Origin of the sequence: Brevibacterium oceani, from assembly GCF_013623835.1 — a bacterium.
GTDB classification, from domain to species: Bacteria; Actinomycetota; Actinomycetes; order Actinomycetales; family Brevibacteriaceae; genus Brevibacterium; species Brevibacterium oceani.
Map to the genome: position 1 here is coordinate 212,460 of NZ_JABKDE010000006.1, position 13,915 is coordinate 226,374.

The following is a 13,915-nucleotide window of genomic DNA, read 5'->3' on the forward strand; positions in this document are numbered from 1 at the left end:
TGATGTAACGAAAATGTCGTCTCCTCGCTTGGCCATCACGATCCCATATCCAACCGTCGATTCGGCCCGTGCGGGTTCTTTCCGCCCGCCTTCGGCTGTCTAGACTGGACGGCGGCTTCCCCCCCTTCCCCTCCTGTCCCTCATCCCCCATGCGCTTCTGATAAGGACCTGCACTTGGCGTTCTCCCCCGATCGCAGAGACATGATCGTCTACACCGTCTTCGCTTATGCCAACGCCCTCCTCGTTCTCGTCCTCCTCGCCGGAGCCCTCGTCACGGCGAGGCGACCTGCCCCACCGGACACGGGCTCGATCGCGGACGAGCAGCGGACGACCGCCGAAGCGAACCTCGACCTCCTCGCCGCGTCGCTGCGCAGCTACGCGGTGGTGTCGAAGAAGCGCCGACCACAGCTGGACATCCACATCTTCGGACTGCCGGGAGCATCATCGCTGAACTCAGCGATCGAGACCCGGGTGCTCGACGCGATCGACGATGCCGGCGGTTTCGACGGCCGGACGGCATTCGAACCCACCCCGACGGCACCGGCGCACCGATGGTCGACGACGAGCTTCACCTCGCCCAGCTCGCTAGGCGGAGGATCACCCTCTTCGCAGAGCGGAGAATCAGCTCATTCACACGGTGGCGGGCCGCCTCACTCACGGGGAGAGAACTCTCCCTCACAGGAAGAGAGCCCTCGGGGGTCTCAGGACGGGGAGCGAATAGGCGACCCGCACACCCTGGACATCCGCACCACGGTGCTCACCGCCGGCGGCCGGTTCGTCGTCACCGCCCTGCGGCAGGCGTCGTCACGGTCGCACACAGCCGTCCTCCTCACCGATCTCTCGGCCGACACCACGGTCGATGCCAAGAGCCTGTTCTCCGCACGCGTGGACCCCGCTGCGATCTCGACCGATGACACCGGTTCGCTGACCGTCGACGGTCAGCCCGTCGCCGACGCCGATCTCACCGCTGTGGGCAAGGCGGTGGCCGCAGACCTGCACACTCCGCTTGAGATACCGCGCCCAGGCGATCTGCGGACGCCCGACTACTCGTGCACACTTCTGCCCTGTGTGGCGCTGACCTACGACGACGGACCCGGAGAGCCGAAGACCGAAGACGCCCTGCTCGACGCCGCCGATGAGGCGAATATTCGGCTGACCTATTTCCTTCTCGGGCAGAACATCCACGAATTCCCGGATGTGGCCGAGCGGATCGCGGCCGCCGGCCACGAGGTCGACAACCACACCTTCAAACACCAGCGCCTCGACCTCCTCAGCAAAGGCGCGCTCAAACATGAGATCGGCCGCACCCAGAAGTCGCTGTCCCATGTGGGCGGCAGCGACCCGGCCCTGGTCCGTCCGCCCTACGGTGCCCTCGATAAGCCTGCGGCACACGCTCTGGGCGCACCGGCGATCATCTGGGACGTCGACACCGGCGACTGGAGAGACAAGAACCCGAAGAAGACGGTGCAGAACGTTCGCTCACACGCACGCCCGGGCTCCGTCGTCCTCATGCACTCCATCCACCCGTCGACGGTGAAGGCGGCTCCGAAGGTGTTCACGACCGTCGCGGACAAGGGACTCTACGCTGTGACCGTGCGCGAACTCTTCGCCGGAATCAAGTGGGAGAAGGGCGGTTCGTACTTCTGCCGCGGCTACTGGGACGAACTGTGCTCGAATCCCGAACACCCGTCCGTGCACAAGAACTGACCCGACCTCAAGAATTGATCCCGCGACGGAGGATCGGCCGCAGGTGGCCTCAGGTGGCCTCGGAATCGAACGGTGCCGTAGTCGAACGGTCGCGCAGCTCGGCCTGAGCCTGGAAGCGCTCGATCGGGGACTTCTCACGCATATCGACGGCCCCGCCCGCATCGGCTGAGGCATCCTCGGCCGCGGTGACCTGCGCCTGGGCATCCGCTGCGGGAACCGCAGTCTCGAGCGAGGAGCGTTCCCGGCGTTTGGACTCACGGATCGCAGCATCCTCTTCGACCAGGGCTTCGCGGACGATGCGACGCGGATCGTACTGCCGGGGATCGAGCTTCTGCCAGTCAACGTCTTTGAAATCGTCACCGAAGTCGCGTCGGACGCTGTCCTTCGCGCCCTCGGCCATCCGCCGCATCTGGCGGACGAGGTCGCGCAGCTTCTGCGCGTATTCGGGCAGGCGCTTGGGTCCGATGACGACCAAGGCCACAACGACGAGTATCACCATTTCGGTGCCGTTGATACCCATGAACATGCCACCAAGTCTACCGTGACCGACGGTAGCATCGACTCATGGTCAACTCAGGTTCGGCATCCGCCTCTGATCGGGAGGCATGATGGACGAGATCGCTGTCGAACGGGTCCTGCGCATCGTCGAACTCGTCCCCGCCGCGCGCGTCGCCGCCTACGGGACAGTCGGCGCCGTCGCCGGGTGCTCACCCCGATACGTCGGGCGGGTGATGAAGGAGTTCGGCTCCAATGTCACGTGGTGGCGAGTCGTCAGCGCAGCCGGAGTCCTGCCGCCGGAGATCCACGCCCGGGCGCGCCTGCAATGGGAGTCGGAAGGGACGCCGCACACGCACCGGTCGGTCGACCGCAGCGCTTTCCTCGACGTCGACTCACTCGATGAGCTGTGGCGCACCCACGGAACCGAGCCCGAATGCGGTTAGACTTGGGTGCAGTCAACAGCGGAGAGAGAGGGTCGATTGTCACGCGAAAACGCAGGTGATCTCACCTTCTCCGAGCAGTACAACGGACCCGATCCCCTGCTCGACGCGGCCCGTACACACTCACACGAGTTCGGGCTCGTCCCTGTGTCCCAGACGACGGCATCGACGCTGACGCTGCTCGCCCGGCTCCTCACACCTGTGGCCGCGGTCGAGGTCGGCACCGGAGTCGGCACCTCGACGCTGGCCCTGCTGCGGGGTATGCCGACCGCCGGAATACTGACCTCGATCGATACGAACTCCACTGCTCAGGGCGCCGCCCGCGACCTCGTCGACATGGCGGGCATTCGACCCGGGCGACTGCGGCTGATGAACGGTCGTGCCGAGGAAGTACTCAAGAAGCTCGCCCCGGCGGCCTATGACATGGTCTTCATCGATTCCGAGCCGAGCAACCTCGAGCGGATGATCCAACCGTCCCTGCGGCTACTCGACTCCCAGGGTCTTCTCGTCATCCACCAGACCCTGCTCAAGGGCGCCGTGGCCGATCCTGTCGACCGCAGTCCGCGGACGCAGGCGGCCAGAGGGCTGCTCAATCGCATCGCCCAGCAAGAGAATCTTCAACGCGTGCTGATGCCCGTCGGCGAGGGTCTGCTGCTGCTCCAGAAGCGCCTGTGAATACGACAACAGCAGAGACTTGAAGAAGTCTCTGCTGTTCGTGCGGTGCTGTGTCGGCCCGATTTCGGGCCGTCCTCTCAGAGTCCCAGCGTCTCGGCCAGAGTGTCGTGCAGTCCGGTGGCCTCGTCCCTGCTGAGTTCGATCACCAGACGACCTCCGCCTTCGACAGGAAGCCGCATCACCATGCTTCGGCCTTCTTCGGTCACTTCCAGAGGTCCGTCGCCGGTGCGGGGTTTCTGGGCTGCCATGTGGGCTCTTCCTTCCGTTGTCATGCAAAGACGGTCCACATCAGGTGCACCGAATGTTGTACTCAAGATTATTCCACGATCCCGTCGATCCGGGTAACTTTCCTCTGAACCCTCGATCACGGGGGAAGATCTGCCGGCGGTGTGAAATGCCACAGGTACCCCACCCAGACGATCTGGAGGAGGATGTAGGCGACCAGCATCGCCGCCCGATACCCTCGCGATCGCACCAGGGCCAGGGTCAGCGCGAGCGGGAACAACGGCAGCAGCAGACGCAGGGTCGAGGTCTGCGGATTGAAGAAGATGAGCAGGTAGGCACCGTAGCCGAGGCAGAACAGCTGCATCGTCCGCCCCATGTGCGCTCCCGCCGGTGAGAAGATCAGCGCGAGCATTCCGGCGACGACGATGATGAGCAGCACCGGACCGAGCGGTCCGATGAGGCTGATCGACTGCGCCACCCATTGGACGACGAACGACGTCTCCCCCGTATGCCAAGCAGCCTCGGTGTCGGTGTAGGCCGTCAGGGATCCGGTCGCCCACCACGCGTGGACGGGATGGATGAGGGCGGCCGCACATGACAGCACGCCCAGCGTCCAGGATCGGGCCACCTCGGCGGCGGGATACGGGTCGTCCCGGCGACGCAGGAAGCGGTCGATGAGGTGCAGGAGCATGAAGAAGGAGAACGCCACCCCGATCGGCCGGGACAGATCCATGAGGACGACGACCGGAAGCGCCAGCAGGTAGCGCCGCTCGACGACGAGGAAGAGGGCCATGGCCTGCAGCAGCAGCGTCAGCGACTCTGCATAGCCGGTGGAGAAGATCGCCGCAGGCGGGAAGAACATCACCAGCGCGAGCCCCATCAGCGCCTGATCGGCTGCGACGTACTTGCGGAACAGGGAGAGGATGACGATCGCGGCGAGCCCGGCGGCCACCGTCGACACGATCGGCGAGATCACCTCATAGCTGATCCCCGTCAGATCCGACAGGGTCCCGACCACGGAGGGATGCAGCGGGTAGAAGGCCCACTGGTTCTCTGTCACGGCACCGCTGTCGTCGACGGGCAAGACCCGCGGATAGCCCTCCTCGGCGACGCGTGAGTACCAGCCTCCGTCCCAGAAGTTGAGGAAGTCGTTGAGCGTGGTCGTCACCGGGGAGGACGACCAGTTCGCCGGATCCTGGCGTTTGAGTACGGCGGCGAAGATCGACAGGCTCACCACGCGTGAGACGAAGTACACGGCGAGGGCCTGCAGCCAGACGGGCAGGGTGAGGAACAGCGCGCCGAGGCGGGAGAGGCGGGAGGAATCGAAGACTTCGGGGGCGAGGGTGATTCCGGGCAGGTCTGTAGGACGGCTCATCGCGGTCCGGCGGCCGTGTCAGGTGTGGCCGTCCCGTCGGTGGCATGGGTAGTCGACGTGGCGGGCGCGGCGGTGGCGGGCGTGTCGCTCGTGGGGTCGGCTGCGGACGCGTCGCTCGTGGAGTCGGACGAGTCACCAGTGGCGGCGTCCGCGGACGAGGCAGGCGGCGCGTAGGTTTCGGGTGGCGCCGCGGAAGGCTCGTCCGCGGCGGCCTCGAGTTCGCGCAGGCGCTCCTGCAGAACGGCCATGGCCTCGTCGACGTCATCCATCCGGTAGCCGCGCAGTGCCGGCCGGAAGGTCACGGCGCCGAGGTCGCTGCTGGTGAAGTCATCGGGCAGTCCGATCCACCGTTCTTCGGCTTCGTCGCGGGTCTCGGCGGAGAAGACGTCGAAGCTCGCCGCGATCACGATCACAAGGACGAAGACCGCGGCCGCGACTCCGATCACTATCCAGAAGGGCATGGGTTCATTTTCGCATAGGCGCCTGGTCAGAACCCTGAGTAAGGGCCGGACACGGTGTGTTGTTCAGCGCAGGCCGCGCACGGTGTGTTTCGGCACGGCCTCGCCGGTGACCGCCGAAGTGACATCGATGGCGTCGGCGGTGGCGCGGACGTCATGGGTGCGGATCATCGCCGCTCCCCGTTCGATGGCCAGCGCGGTCGCGGCGATCGTGCCGTGCAGCCGCTCCTGCGGGGCGACGTCGCCGATGGCCTCACCGACGAAGTCCTTGCGCGAGATCGCCAGCAGCACGGGATATCCGGTGGCGGCGAAGCGGTCGAGCTCGCGCAGCAGTCGCAGGGAATGGTAGGTGTTCTTCCCGAAGTCCGGGGTGGGGTCGATGACGATTCGGCTCGCGGGCACGCCGACAGCGCGGGCCGCCGCGGCGAGCTCCGTCACACCGGCGAGTGTCTCATCGACCACGTCGCCCGCGGTCAGGCCGTAGCGGCTGCGGTGGGCGTCGGTGCGTGGGCTCAGCCCTCCCGTATGAGAGCAGACGATGCCGGCGTCGAAGCGGGCGGCCACCTCGGCGAGCTTCGGATCGACTCCGGCCCATGTGTCGTTGAGCAGTCCTGCTCCGGCCCGGCATGCGGCCTCGGCGACCTCGTGCCGCCAGGTGTCGACGCTGATGAGCACGTGCGGGTGGGACCGGGCGACGGCCTCGATGGTCGGGCAGACTCGGTCGATCTCCTCGGCCACGGAGATCTCCCGACCGCGCCCGGCCCGCACTCCCCCGATGTCGACGATGTGGGCGCCGTCGGCGGTGGCGTCGGCCACGGCGGTGATCGCGTCATCGAGGGTGGCTGCGGACTCGTAGAACGAATCCGTCGTGCGATTGATCACGGCCATGATCGCCGGTGCTCCCGGCTGCGCTCGGGAGAGGTCGAAGCGACCAGTGTCCGGCTGTCCTGTGACTGCGTCTCTCACACCCGGCCGCCCGGGCCGATCGCGTCCACGACCTCGTCGATGTCATCGGTGAGGGTGAACAGGTCGAAGTCCTTCTCAGTGATCGTGCCCGTCGCGAGCATGGATTCGCGCATCCAATCGACGAGACCCTGCCAATACTCCGTTCCGAAGAGCACGATGGGAAACGAAGTCACCTTGCCGGTCTGGACCATGGTGAAGGCTTCGAAGAGTTCGTCAAGGGTGCCGAAGCCCCCTGGCATGACGACGAATCCGCGCGAATACTTGAGGAACATGGTCTTGCGGACGAAGAAATAGCGGAAGTTCACGCCGAGTTCGACGTGGTCGTTCAGCCCCGATTCGAAGGGCAGCTCGATGCCCAGACCGATGGACACTCCCCCACCTTCGACCGCACCGAGGTTGCCGGCCTCCATGATGCCGGGGCCTCCGCCGGTGATGACCGCGTTGCCGGATTCGGCGAGGCGCCGGGCGATCTCACGGGCGTCGGCGTAGGCCTGAGTGCCTGCGTGCAGCCGAGCCGAGCCGAAGATCGACACCGCCGGCCCGATCTCGGCGAGCGAGCCGAAGCCCTCGACGAACTCTGCCTGGATGCGCATCACCCGCCACGGATCCTCGTGCACCCAGTCAGTGCTCGAACCCGATTCGAGCAGCCGTTGGTCCGTCGTGGTCTCAGGCACCTGGTCACCGCGCAGCCGCAGCGGTCCCTTGCGGTAGTACTCGGATTCCGGTTCTGTCTCGGGGAGGTCCGGATCGTCTCTGTCCGCCATCGGTCTCACTTGCCTTCGAGGTAGCTGCGCAGGGCAGAAGCGGCCGGCTCCACCTCGGCGACTCTCACATGTTCATCCGACTTGTGGGCGTACAGCGGGTTGCCGGGGCCGAAATTCACGGCCGGAACCCCGAGGGCGCTGAATCTCGAGACGTCGGTCCAGCCGAGTTTCGGGGCCGGGGACAGCCCGAGGGTGTCGATGAAGGCCTGCGCGATCGGCCGGTCGAGACCGGGGCGTGCGCCCTCGGCGGCGTCGGTGACGACGAGATCGAAGCCGGAGAAGAACTCGCGCAGGTAGCCTTCCGCCTCGGCGGCGGACTTGTTCGGGGCGAATCGGTAGTTCACGGATATGCGGCATTCGTCGGGCACAACATTGCCCGCAACTCCCCCTGTGATATTCACCGCCGACAGCGACTCGTGGTAGTCGAGACCGTCGACCGTGATCGTGTCCGTCTCATGCTCGGCCAGGCGGGTGAGCACCTCGGCGGCGGCGTGGATCGCGTTGACGCCCATGAACGCTCGGGCGGAATGGGCACGCACTCCGGTGGTGGTGACGTCGACGCGGATGGTGCCGTTGCACCCTCCCTCGACCGAGGCGTTCGAGGGTTCGCCGAGGATGGCGAAGTCGCCCGTCAGCCAGTCCGGGTGGCTGCGCGCGACGCGGCCGAGCCCGTTGAGGGAGGCGTCGACCTCCTCGTGGTCGTAGAAGACCCAGCTGATATCGCGGGCCGGTGTGCGCAGCGCCGCCGCGGTGACGAGCTGCATGGCCACCCCCGCCTTCATATCGCAGGCTCCGCGGCCCCAGATGACCTCATCGGCGGGGTAGTCCTCGCCGGTCATGGTCGTGCGCACCGGGGGCAGATTGTCCTCGACGGGGACCGTGTCGAGATGCCCGGCCACGACGATCCGCTCGGCCAGGCCGAGGTTCGTGCGCGCGACGACGGTGTCACCGTCGCGCAGGATCTCGAGCTGCGGACCGGGGCCGTCGCTGATGCGTGTGAGCACGTCGACGACGGCATCGGTGATGGATGTCTCATTGCCGGACACGGATTCGATGGCGCACAGGCGACCCGTGAGCTCGGCGGGATCGTCGAGGGCGGCGAAGAGGTAGTCACCGAGCCCGGTCGTGGGCGCGAACAGGGAATCGGTCTCAGCAGATGGATCGACAGTCATGTCCCTTAGCCTAGTACGCCGCCACCGACTAGGCTTGAGGCATGACAGAACGCATCGTTTCCGCACGTGGACTCGCCACGATCCATTCCGACACCGTCCTCTCCGTCTGGTACCCGACGCTGAGCACGGGAGACACACCCGAATCCGCCGAGGCGGCCGCAGTACCCCACGTCACCGACGACGGTCTCGACGCCCTCGTCGGCATCGATGACGCTCGCGGAACCCACGCGAAGGTCGTCACCACGACGATCGACCTCGACGCCGCCCCCGCCTCGGCGGAGGACGCCTATCTGCGTCTGCACGCTCTGTCCCACCGTGTGGTCACTCCCAATGACGTCAACCTCGACGGCATCTTCGGTCATATCGCCAACGTCGTGTGGACCTCCTTCGGTTCCTGCTCGCCGGAGGACTTCGAGTCCACCCGCGCCAAGCTGATGGCGCGCGGACCTGTCGCCGTCTACGGACTCGACAAGTTCCCGAGGATGACCGACTTCGTCATCCCCTCCGGTGTGCGCATCGCCGATGCCGACCGTGTCCGCCTCGGCGCTCACCTGTCGTCGGGCACCACCGTGATGCACGAGGGCTTCGTCAACTTCAATGCCGGCACGCTGGGCTCGGCCATGGTCGAGGGACGCATCTCGCAGGGCGTCGTCGTCGGCGACGGCTCGGACATCGGCGGCGGCGCTTCGATCATGGGTACTCTCTCCGGCGGTGGAACACACCGGATCTCGATCGGATCGGGCAGCCTGCTCGGTGCGAACGCCGGTGTCGGCATCTCCATCGGCGACGACTGCATCGTCGAGGCCGGCCTCTACATCACAGCAGGCACCCGCGTGTCCGTTCCCGGTGAGGACGGTGCCGTGGTGAAGGCCTCCGAACTCAGCGGTCAGAACAACATCCTGTTCCGCCGCAATTCGGTCTCCGGAGCCGTCGAGGCCATCGCCCGCGATTCGAAGGGCATCGAGCTCAACCCTGACCTGCACTGATCACCAGCAGTCTGCTGCACGGCGGCCAGCCTGCCGCCGGCCGACTGCGGACTGCTCCTGGCGGCCACGGGCAGTCGCGAACCGTGCGACGGTTTCGCGAGAGGGCGCGTTCACACGACGTGGACGCGCCCTCTCGCATTCATCGCCGCAGCGACTCATTGCAGGAAACTGCGGCCATCCATCACCGTTGGCGCCGAGACATACCAGCAACCGCATATCACCGCGATCCTGCGGGGCGTGGTGCCGCGAACGGTGAGGGATGCACCCAGCACGCGCTCAGAACGGGTCGCGAGGCACGAGGGGCCGCGGGTGGCCGCGCACTCGCTGGTGAATGCGCGACGGCGTCGGGCAGAGAGTTCTGCACCGACGCCGTCGCGTGGTTTGTTCAGCCGCAGAGGCTCAGCGGTCGCTGATGTCCTTGTAGGTGCGTGAGTGCTCGCCCGTGTAGATCTGGCGCGGACGGCCGATCTTCGTCTCGGGATCCTTGATCATCTCACGCCACTGAGCGATCCACCCGGGCAGGCGGCCGACGGAGAAGAGCACCGTGAACATGTTCGTCGGGAAGCCGAGCGCCTTGTAGATCAGGCCCGTGTAGAAGTCCACGTTCGGGTAGAGCTTGCGCTCGACGAAGTAGTCATCCGCAAGAGCGATCTCTTCGAGCTGCTGAGCGAGTTCGAGCAGCGGGTCTCCGCCGGAGCGCGCCAGCACCTCGTCGGCGGTCTTCTTGATGATCTTCGCGCGGGGATCGTAGTTCTTGTACACACGATGCCCGAAGCCCATGAGACGAACGCCGTCTTCCTTGTTCTTCACGCGCTCCATGAACTTCTTCGGACCGTCGTCGGAGGCCGCGATCTGCTGCAGCATCTCCAGCACCGCGGAGTTCGCACCGCCGTGGAGCGGTCCGGCCAGAGCGTTGACGCCGGCCGAGATCGACTGGAACACATTCGCCTGGGACGAACCCACGAGGCGCACGGTCGAGGTCGAGCAGTTCTGCTCATGGTCGGCGTGGAGGATGAACAGCTGATCCATCGCCTTGACCGCCAGCGGATCCGGTTCGTACTCCTCGGCGGGAACTCCGAAGTTCACGCGCAGGAAGTTCTCGACCAGGCTGAGCGAGTTGTCCGGATGGATGACCGGCAGTCCCATGTTCTTCCGGTGGGCCAACGCAGCGATCGTCGGCATCTTCGCGAGCAGGCGGAACGACGAGGTGTCGATCTGGCCCTCGTCAAAGACATCGAGGTCATCTTGGTAGAACGTCGACAAAGCCGCGACGGCTGCTGCAACCATAGGCATCGGATGCGCATCGTAGGGGAAAGCACGGAAGAAGCGGCGCAGATCCTCGTGGACGATCGTGTGTCCGCGCAGACGCGCATCGAAGGCATCGTACTGTTCCTGAGTGGGCAGCTCACCGTAGATGAGGAGGTAGCAGACTTCAACGAAGTTCGACTGCTCGGCAAGCTGTTCGATCGGGTACCCGCGGTACTGCAGCACACCTTCGTCACCGTCGATGAAGGTGATGGCCGACGAGGTGGATGCGGTGTTGGCAAACCCTGGATCGTATGTGACCGAACCGGTCTCTTTGAGCAGAGAGCCGATGCGGTATCCGTTGTTGCCCGCCGACGCTGACACCTCGGGCAGTGTCAGCTCCGTGTCAGCGATCCTGAGGTTCGCCTCCGAAGTCATTCGATCTCCTCACCGTTGACGTACCTCAAGAACTTCCTGAGGTGTCTTGCACAGTTCCATCAAAGACTACCGACATCTGCAGGAATGAGAAAATCACTGCACCCTGCATCTACTGGGCAGTAATACTTTTGACCTGGCCAGACACTGATTTCGCCGTTCTGAACGTGAGCCCAGCGTCACCTTGGCGAACGCTGCGCAGACAGCGCGCAGCACCTCACCCGGCTCCGCACGAAGCCTCACCCAGCGGCCGCGCGAAGCCGGTCCGAAGCCGCTTCGATCCGTTCGTCGCTGGCAGTCACCGCCACCCGGACATGATCGTCGGCGGCCTCCCCGTAGAACTCCCCCGGGCCCGCAATGATGCCCAGTTCGGCCAGGTCAGCCAGGGAGTCCCAGCAGTTCCTGCCCGCCGTGGACCACAGGTAGAGGCCGGCTGTCGAGTGATCGATGCGGAATCCGAAGCTCTCGAGGCCGGAGCGCAGCAGCTCCCGCCGCCGACGGTAGATCTCCTTCTGCGCGCGAACGTGGTCGGTGTCGTGCAGCCCCGCGATCATCGCCGCTTGGATCGGGAACGGCACGATCATTCCCGCGTGCTTGCGGGAACGGGTGAGGTCGGCGATGAGTGCGGCGTCTCCCGCGACGAAGGCCGCCCGGTATCCGGCGAGGTTGGACTGCTTCGACATCGAGTACACGCTGAGCACACCTTCGCGGCTCTCCCCCGCCGCCGACAGCACGCTCGGCGCCGGTTCGTCGGATTCCCAGTTGAGCAATCCGTAGCACTCGTCGGAGGCGAGCACGACTCCGGCTTCGCGGGCACGACGGACCGCCTCGGCGAGGGTGCCGGCGTCGAGGACCTCCCCGGTCGGGTTGCTCGGGGTGTTGATCCACAGCAGGCCGATGCCTTCGAGTGAGGCACCGGCGGCCACCTCGGCGGCATCGATGCGCACACAGTCGACCCCGGCGATCGTCGCACCCATCTCATAGGTCGGGTAGGCCGCAGCGGGACAGGCCACAGTCAGGCCATTCTGTCGCAGACCGAGCAGCGTCGGCAGCCAGGCCACGAGCTCCTTCGAACCCACGGTCGGCAGGATCTCCGTCGCCGGATCGAGGGTCACCGAATGCCAGGTCTCGTACCACCAGGCGATGGCTTCGCGCAGTTCCGCGGTGCCGGCAGTCGTCGGGTATCCGTGGGCGTCTCCGGCATCGGCCAGCGCCCGCCGGATGACCTCGGGCGTCGGATCGACGGGGGTGCCGATCGACAGATCGCAGACGCCCCCGGGGTGTTCAGCCGCCCGTCGGCGGAAGTCGGTGAGCCGGTCCCAGGGGTAGTCCGGCAGGTTCAGACCATACGTGTTCGTCATCGCTCAGTCGTTGTTCTGAGGCGGCAGCGCCGAGATGATCGAGTGGTCCTTGTGCGTGTTGCCGAGCTTGGCGGCACCGCCGGGCGAACCGAGATCGTCGAAGAATTCGACGTTGGCCTTGTAGTACTCTTCCCATTCCTCGGGAACGTCGTCTTCGTAGAAGATCGCCTCGACCGGGCAGACCGGTTCGCAGGCGCCGCAGTCGACGCATTCGTCGGGGTGGATGTAGAGGCTGCGTTCGCCCTCGTAGATGCAGTCGACCGGACATTCGTCGATGCAGGCCTTGTCTTTGATATCGACGCAGGGCTGGGCGATGATGTACGTCACTGGACTGACTCCTTGGAAGACTCACGGATGGTGCGCATATACCTCCCACAATACGCCCTCACCCGTTGCCGGTGACCACCCGCCCGAGGTGATTCGCATTGCATCCGGCCTCCCTCCTCATGCCTGCGAGGCACCGGCCCCGCGGTGTCATAGGGTGGGAGGGCACACGATCGACGGAGGAAGGTACGAAGTGGACGATCTGCAGCCCGGCAGACGAGTGGTCATCCGGTATTCGCTCGAGCCCGGCGACACCCATTCGACCTCGGACGCGCTCGGTGTCGTCACCTCCGCCGACGAGGCGGTCGTCGACATCGACACGAAGCGCGGCCCCCTGCGCATCCCCCGCCCCCAGATCCTCCTCGTCCACGAGGTGCCGCCCGCACCGACCCGGTCCGGTCGGACGCATGAGATCGTCTCCGCGGTCGATCTGCGCCGCATCTCCGCCGCCGCCTGGCTGCCTGCTGACGTGTCCTGGCTGCATGTGGAGAACCTCCGCAACGAAGGCGGCGAATCCGATGCCGAGATCGGCCTGCTGCAGAAGGGCTGGCTGCTGCGCAGTTCGGATTCGGCCACGCGCCGCGCCAACAGCTGCCTCCCCGTGACCGATTCCGGTCTGGGCTGGGAGCAGGGACTCGACGCCGTCGAGGAGTGGTACCGGAATCGGCAGAAGCCGAGCCGGATCCAGATCTACTCCGCCGACGATTCGTCGGCGCTGGCTCCCGAGTGCGAGGGGCTCGCTCCTCTGCTCTCGGCCCGCGGGTACTCCCCCTCCGAGGCCGTCCTCCTGCTCACCGGTTCCACCACCGAGGCGGCCGACGGAGCGTCGAACCCCGCCGAGGCGGCCGCCCCCGGCCTCATCATCGACGTCGCCGATGCGCCGACGCCCGAGCATTTCGCAGCCTGGACGAGTCAGCGCAGCCCCGGCGATGCGCCCGGCTCGGACGAGTCGTTCCGCGGGCTGATCGAAGCCGACCAACCCTGCGAGTTCGTCACCGCCTATGCCGAGCACCCCGACGGCTCCCGCTCGATGGTTGCGGCGTGCCGGGTCGTCGAACGCAGCAAATGGGGCGTGATCACGAATCTCATCACCCGCCCGGACCTGCGCCGCAGAGGTGCCGGCCGTGCGGTCGTCCGAGCCGCCGCGGCACTGCTGGCTCAGCGCGGGGTCCGGTCCTACCTCGTCGACATCGAGGTGGGCAACGAGGCGTCGCTGGGCCTCTTCACCACACTCGGGGCGACGGTGCGCCATCGGTCCTGGTATGCCGAACAGGGCTGAACTCA

General features: G+C 66.1%; 15 protein-coding genes. 5 read left to right on the forward strand and 10 right to left on the reverse strand.

What is annotated here, in order from left to right:
* Positions 1-174 precede the first annotated feature (174 nt).
* The gene (locus HK401_RS14530) at positions 175-1,707 is read left to right on the forward strand and encodes a polysaccharide deacetylase family protein (RefSeq protein WP_181275366.1); all 1,533 of its coding nucleotides are present in this window, start codon (positions 175-177) and stop codon (positions 1,705-1,707) included.
* A gap of 49 nt (positions 1,708-1,756) precedes the next feature.
* On the opposite strand, the gene HK401_RS14535 is transcribed toward HK401_RS14530, so the two are convergent.
* Complete coding sequence (locus HK401_RS14535) at positions 1,757-2,233, reverse strand: twin-arginine translocase TatA/TatE family subunit (protein WP_181275367.1); 477 nt, start codon at positions 2,231-2,233, stop codon at positions 1,757-1,759.
* Between the two features lie 82 nt (positions 2,234-2,315).
* On the opposite strand from HK401_RS14535, the gene HK401_RS14540 reads away from it, so the two are divergent.
* Together HK401_RS14540 and HK401_RS14545 are read left to right on the forward strand one after the other, a co-directional pair.
* A complete protein-coding gene (locus tag HK401_RS14540; protein WP_181275368.1) occupies positions 2,316-2,648 on the forward strand; it encodes an MGMT family protein in 333 nt (110 codons plus the stop codon).
* Positions 2,649-2,684: 36 nt separating this feature from the next.
* Positions 2,685-3,320 carry an O-methyltransferase gene (locus HK401_RS14545; RefSeq protein WP_181275369.1) on the forward strand — a complete coding sequence of 212 codons (636 nt, stop codon included), beginning with the start codon at positions 2,685-2,687 and terminating at the stop codon, positions 3,318-3,320.
* Positions 3,321-3,397: 77 nt separating this feature from the next.
* Here the strand turns inward: HK401_RS14545 and HK401_RS14550 are convergent, their stop codons facing one another.
* The 6 genes from HK401_RS14550 to dapE form a co-directional block, all read right to left on the reverse strand.
* Entirely contained in the window at positions 3,398-3,568 is a 171-nt protein-coding gene (locus tag HK401_RS14550) for a DUF3117 domain-containing protein (RefSeq protein WP_135538791.1), read from the reverse strand.
* A gap of 116 nt (positions 3,569-3,684) precedes the next feature.
* Positions 3,685-4,920: a hypothetical protein gene (locus HK401_RS14555; RefSeq protein WP_181275370.1), complete on the reverse strand. Its 1,236-nt coding sequence runs from the start codon at positions 4,918-4,920 to the stop codon at positions 3,685-3,687.
* Positions 4,917-5,381, reverse strand: coding sequence for a DivIVA domain-containing protein (locus HK401_RS14560; protein ID WP_181275371.1), 465 nt, complete (start codon positions 5,379-5,381; stop codon positions 4,917-4,919). Before HK401_RS14560 ends, HK401_RS14555 begins: the two co-directional genes overlap by 4 nt.
* Before the next feature lie 63 nt (positions 5,382-5,444).
* Positions 5,445-6,344 carry a dihydropteroate synthase gene (folP, locus tag HK401_RS14565; protein WP_309136006.1) on the reverse strand — a complete coding sequence of 300 codons (900 nt, stop codon included), beginning with the start codon at positions 6,342-6,344 and terminating at the stop codon, positions 5,445-5,447.
* Positions 6,341-7,108: an LOG family protein gene (locus HK401_RS14570; RefSeq protein WP_181275372.1), complete on the reverse strand. Its 768-nt coding sequence runs from the start codon at positions 7,106-7,108 to the stop codon at positions 6,341-6,343. Before HK401_RS14570 ends, folP begins: the two co-directional genes overlap by 4 nt.
* A gap of 5 nt (positions 7,109-7,113) precedes the next feature.
* Positions 7,114-8,280, reverse strand: a complete 1,167-nt coding sequence (gene dapE / locus HK401_RS14575; RefSeq protein WP_181275373.1) for a succinyl-diaminopimelate desuccinylase — start codon at positions 8,278-8,280, stop codon at positions 7,114-7,116.
* A 41-nt stretch (positions 8,281-8,321) separates the two neighbouring features.
* On the opposite strand from dapE, the gene dapD reads away from it, so the two are divergent.
* Positions 8,322-9,266: a 2,3,4,5-tetrahydropyridine-2,6-dicarboxylate N-succinyltransferase gene (dapD, locus tag HK401_RS14580; RefSeq protein WP_181275374.1), complete on the forward strand. Its 945-nt coding sequence runs from the start codon at positions 8,322-8,324 to the stop codon at positions 9,264-9,266.
* Between the two features lie 399 nt (positions 9,267-9,665).
* Here the strand turns inward: dapD and HK401_RS14585 are convergent, their stop codons facing one another.
* The 3 genes from HK401_RS14585 to fdxA form a co-directional block, all read right to left on the reverse strand.
* Positions 9,666-10,949: a citrate synthase gene (locus HK401_RS14585; protein WP_181275375.1), complete on the reverse strand. Its 1,284-nt coding sequence runs from the start codon at positions 10,947-10,949 to the stop codon at positions 9,666-9,668.
* A 236-nt stretch (positions 10,950-11,185) separates the two neighbouring features.
* The gene (gene dapC / locus HK401_RS14590) at positions 11,186-12,307 is read right to left on the reverse strand and encodes a succinyldiaminopimelate transaminase (RefSeq protein ID WP_181275376.1); all 1,122 of its coding nucleotides are present in this window, start codon (positions 12,305-12,307) and stop codon (positions 11,186-11,188) included.
* 3 nt (positions 12,308-12,310) lie between these two features.
* Complete coding sequence (gene fdxA, locus HK401_RS14595; protein WP_166971282.1) at positions 12,311-12,634, reverse strand: ferredoxin; 324 nt, start codon at positions 12,632-12,634, stop codon at positions 12,311-12,313.
* Between the two features lie 190 nt (positions 12,635-12,824).
* On the opposite strand from fdxA, the gene HK401_RS14600 reads away from it, so the two are divergent.
* Positions 12,825-13,910 carry a GNAT family N-acetyltransferase gene (locus HK401_RS14600; RefSeq protein ID WP_181275377.1) on the forward strand — a complete coding sequence of 362 codons (1,086 nt, stop codon included), beginning with the start codon at positions 12,825-12,827 and terminating at the stop codon, positions 13,908-13,910.
* The last annotated feature ends 5 nt before the right edge of the window (positions 13,911-13,915 follow it).

Excerpts from the sequence above, each read along its gene's own strand:
- HK401_RS14535 (WP_181275367.1), bottom strand. The coding sequence starts at position 2,233 with ATGTTCATGGGTATCAACGGCACCGAAATGGTGATACTCGTCGTTGTG.
- HK401_RS14540 (WP_181275368.1), top strand. The coding sequence starts at position 2,316 with ATGGACGAGATCGCTGTCGAACGGGTCCTGCGCATCGTCGAACTCGTC.
- HK401_RS14550 (WP_135538791.1), bottom strand. The coding sequence starts at position 3,568 with ATGGCAGCCCAGAAACCCCGCACCGGCGACGGACCTCTGGAAGTGACC.
- HK401_RS14555 (WP_181275370.1), bottom strand. The coding sequence starts at position 4,920 with ATGAGCCGTCCTACAGACCTGCCCGGAATCACCCTCGCCCCCGAAGTC.
- HK401_RS14560 (WP_181275371.1), bottom strand. The coding sequence starts at position 5,381 with ATGCCCTTCTGGATAGTGATCGGAGTCGCGGCCGCGGTCTTCGTCCTT.
- HK401_RS14570 (WP_181275372.1), bottom strand. The coding sequence starts at position 7,108 with ATGGCGGACAGAGACGATCCGGACCTCCCCGAGACAGAACCGGAATCC.
- dapE (WP_181275373.1), bottom strand. The coding sequence starts at position 8,280 with ATGACTGTCGATCCATCTGCTGAGACCGATTCCCTGTTCGCGCCCACG.
- dapD (WP_181275374.1), top strand. The coding sequence starts at position 8,322 with ATGACAGAACGCATCGTTTCCGCACGTGGACTCGCCACGATCCATTCC.
- HK401_RS14585 (WP_181275375.1), bottom strand. The coding sequence starts at position 10,949 with ATGACTTCGGAGGCGAACCTCAGGATCGCTGACACGGAGCTGACACTG.
- dapC (WP_181275376.1), bottom strand. The coding sequence starts at position 12,307 with ATGACGAACACGTATGGTCTGAACCTGCCGGACTACCCCTGGGACCGG.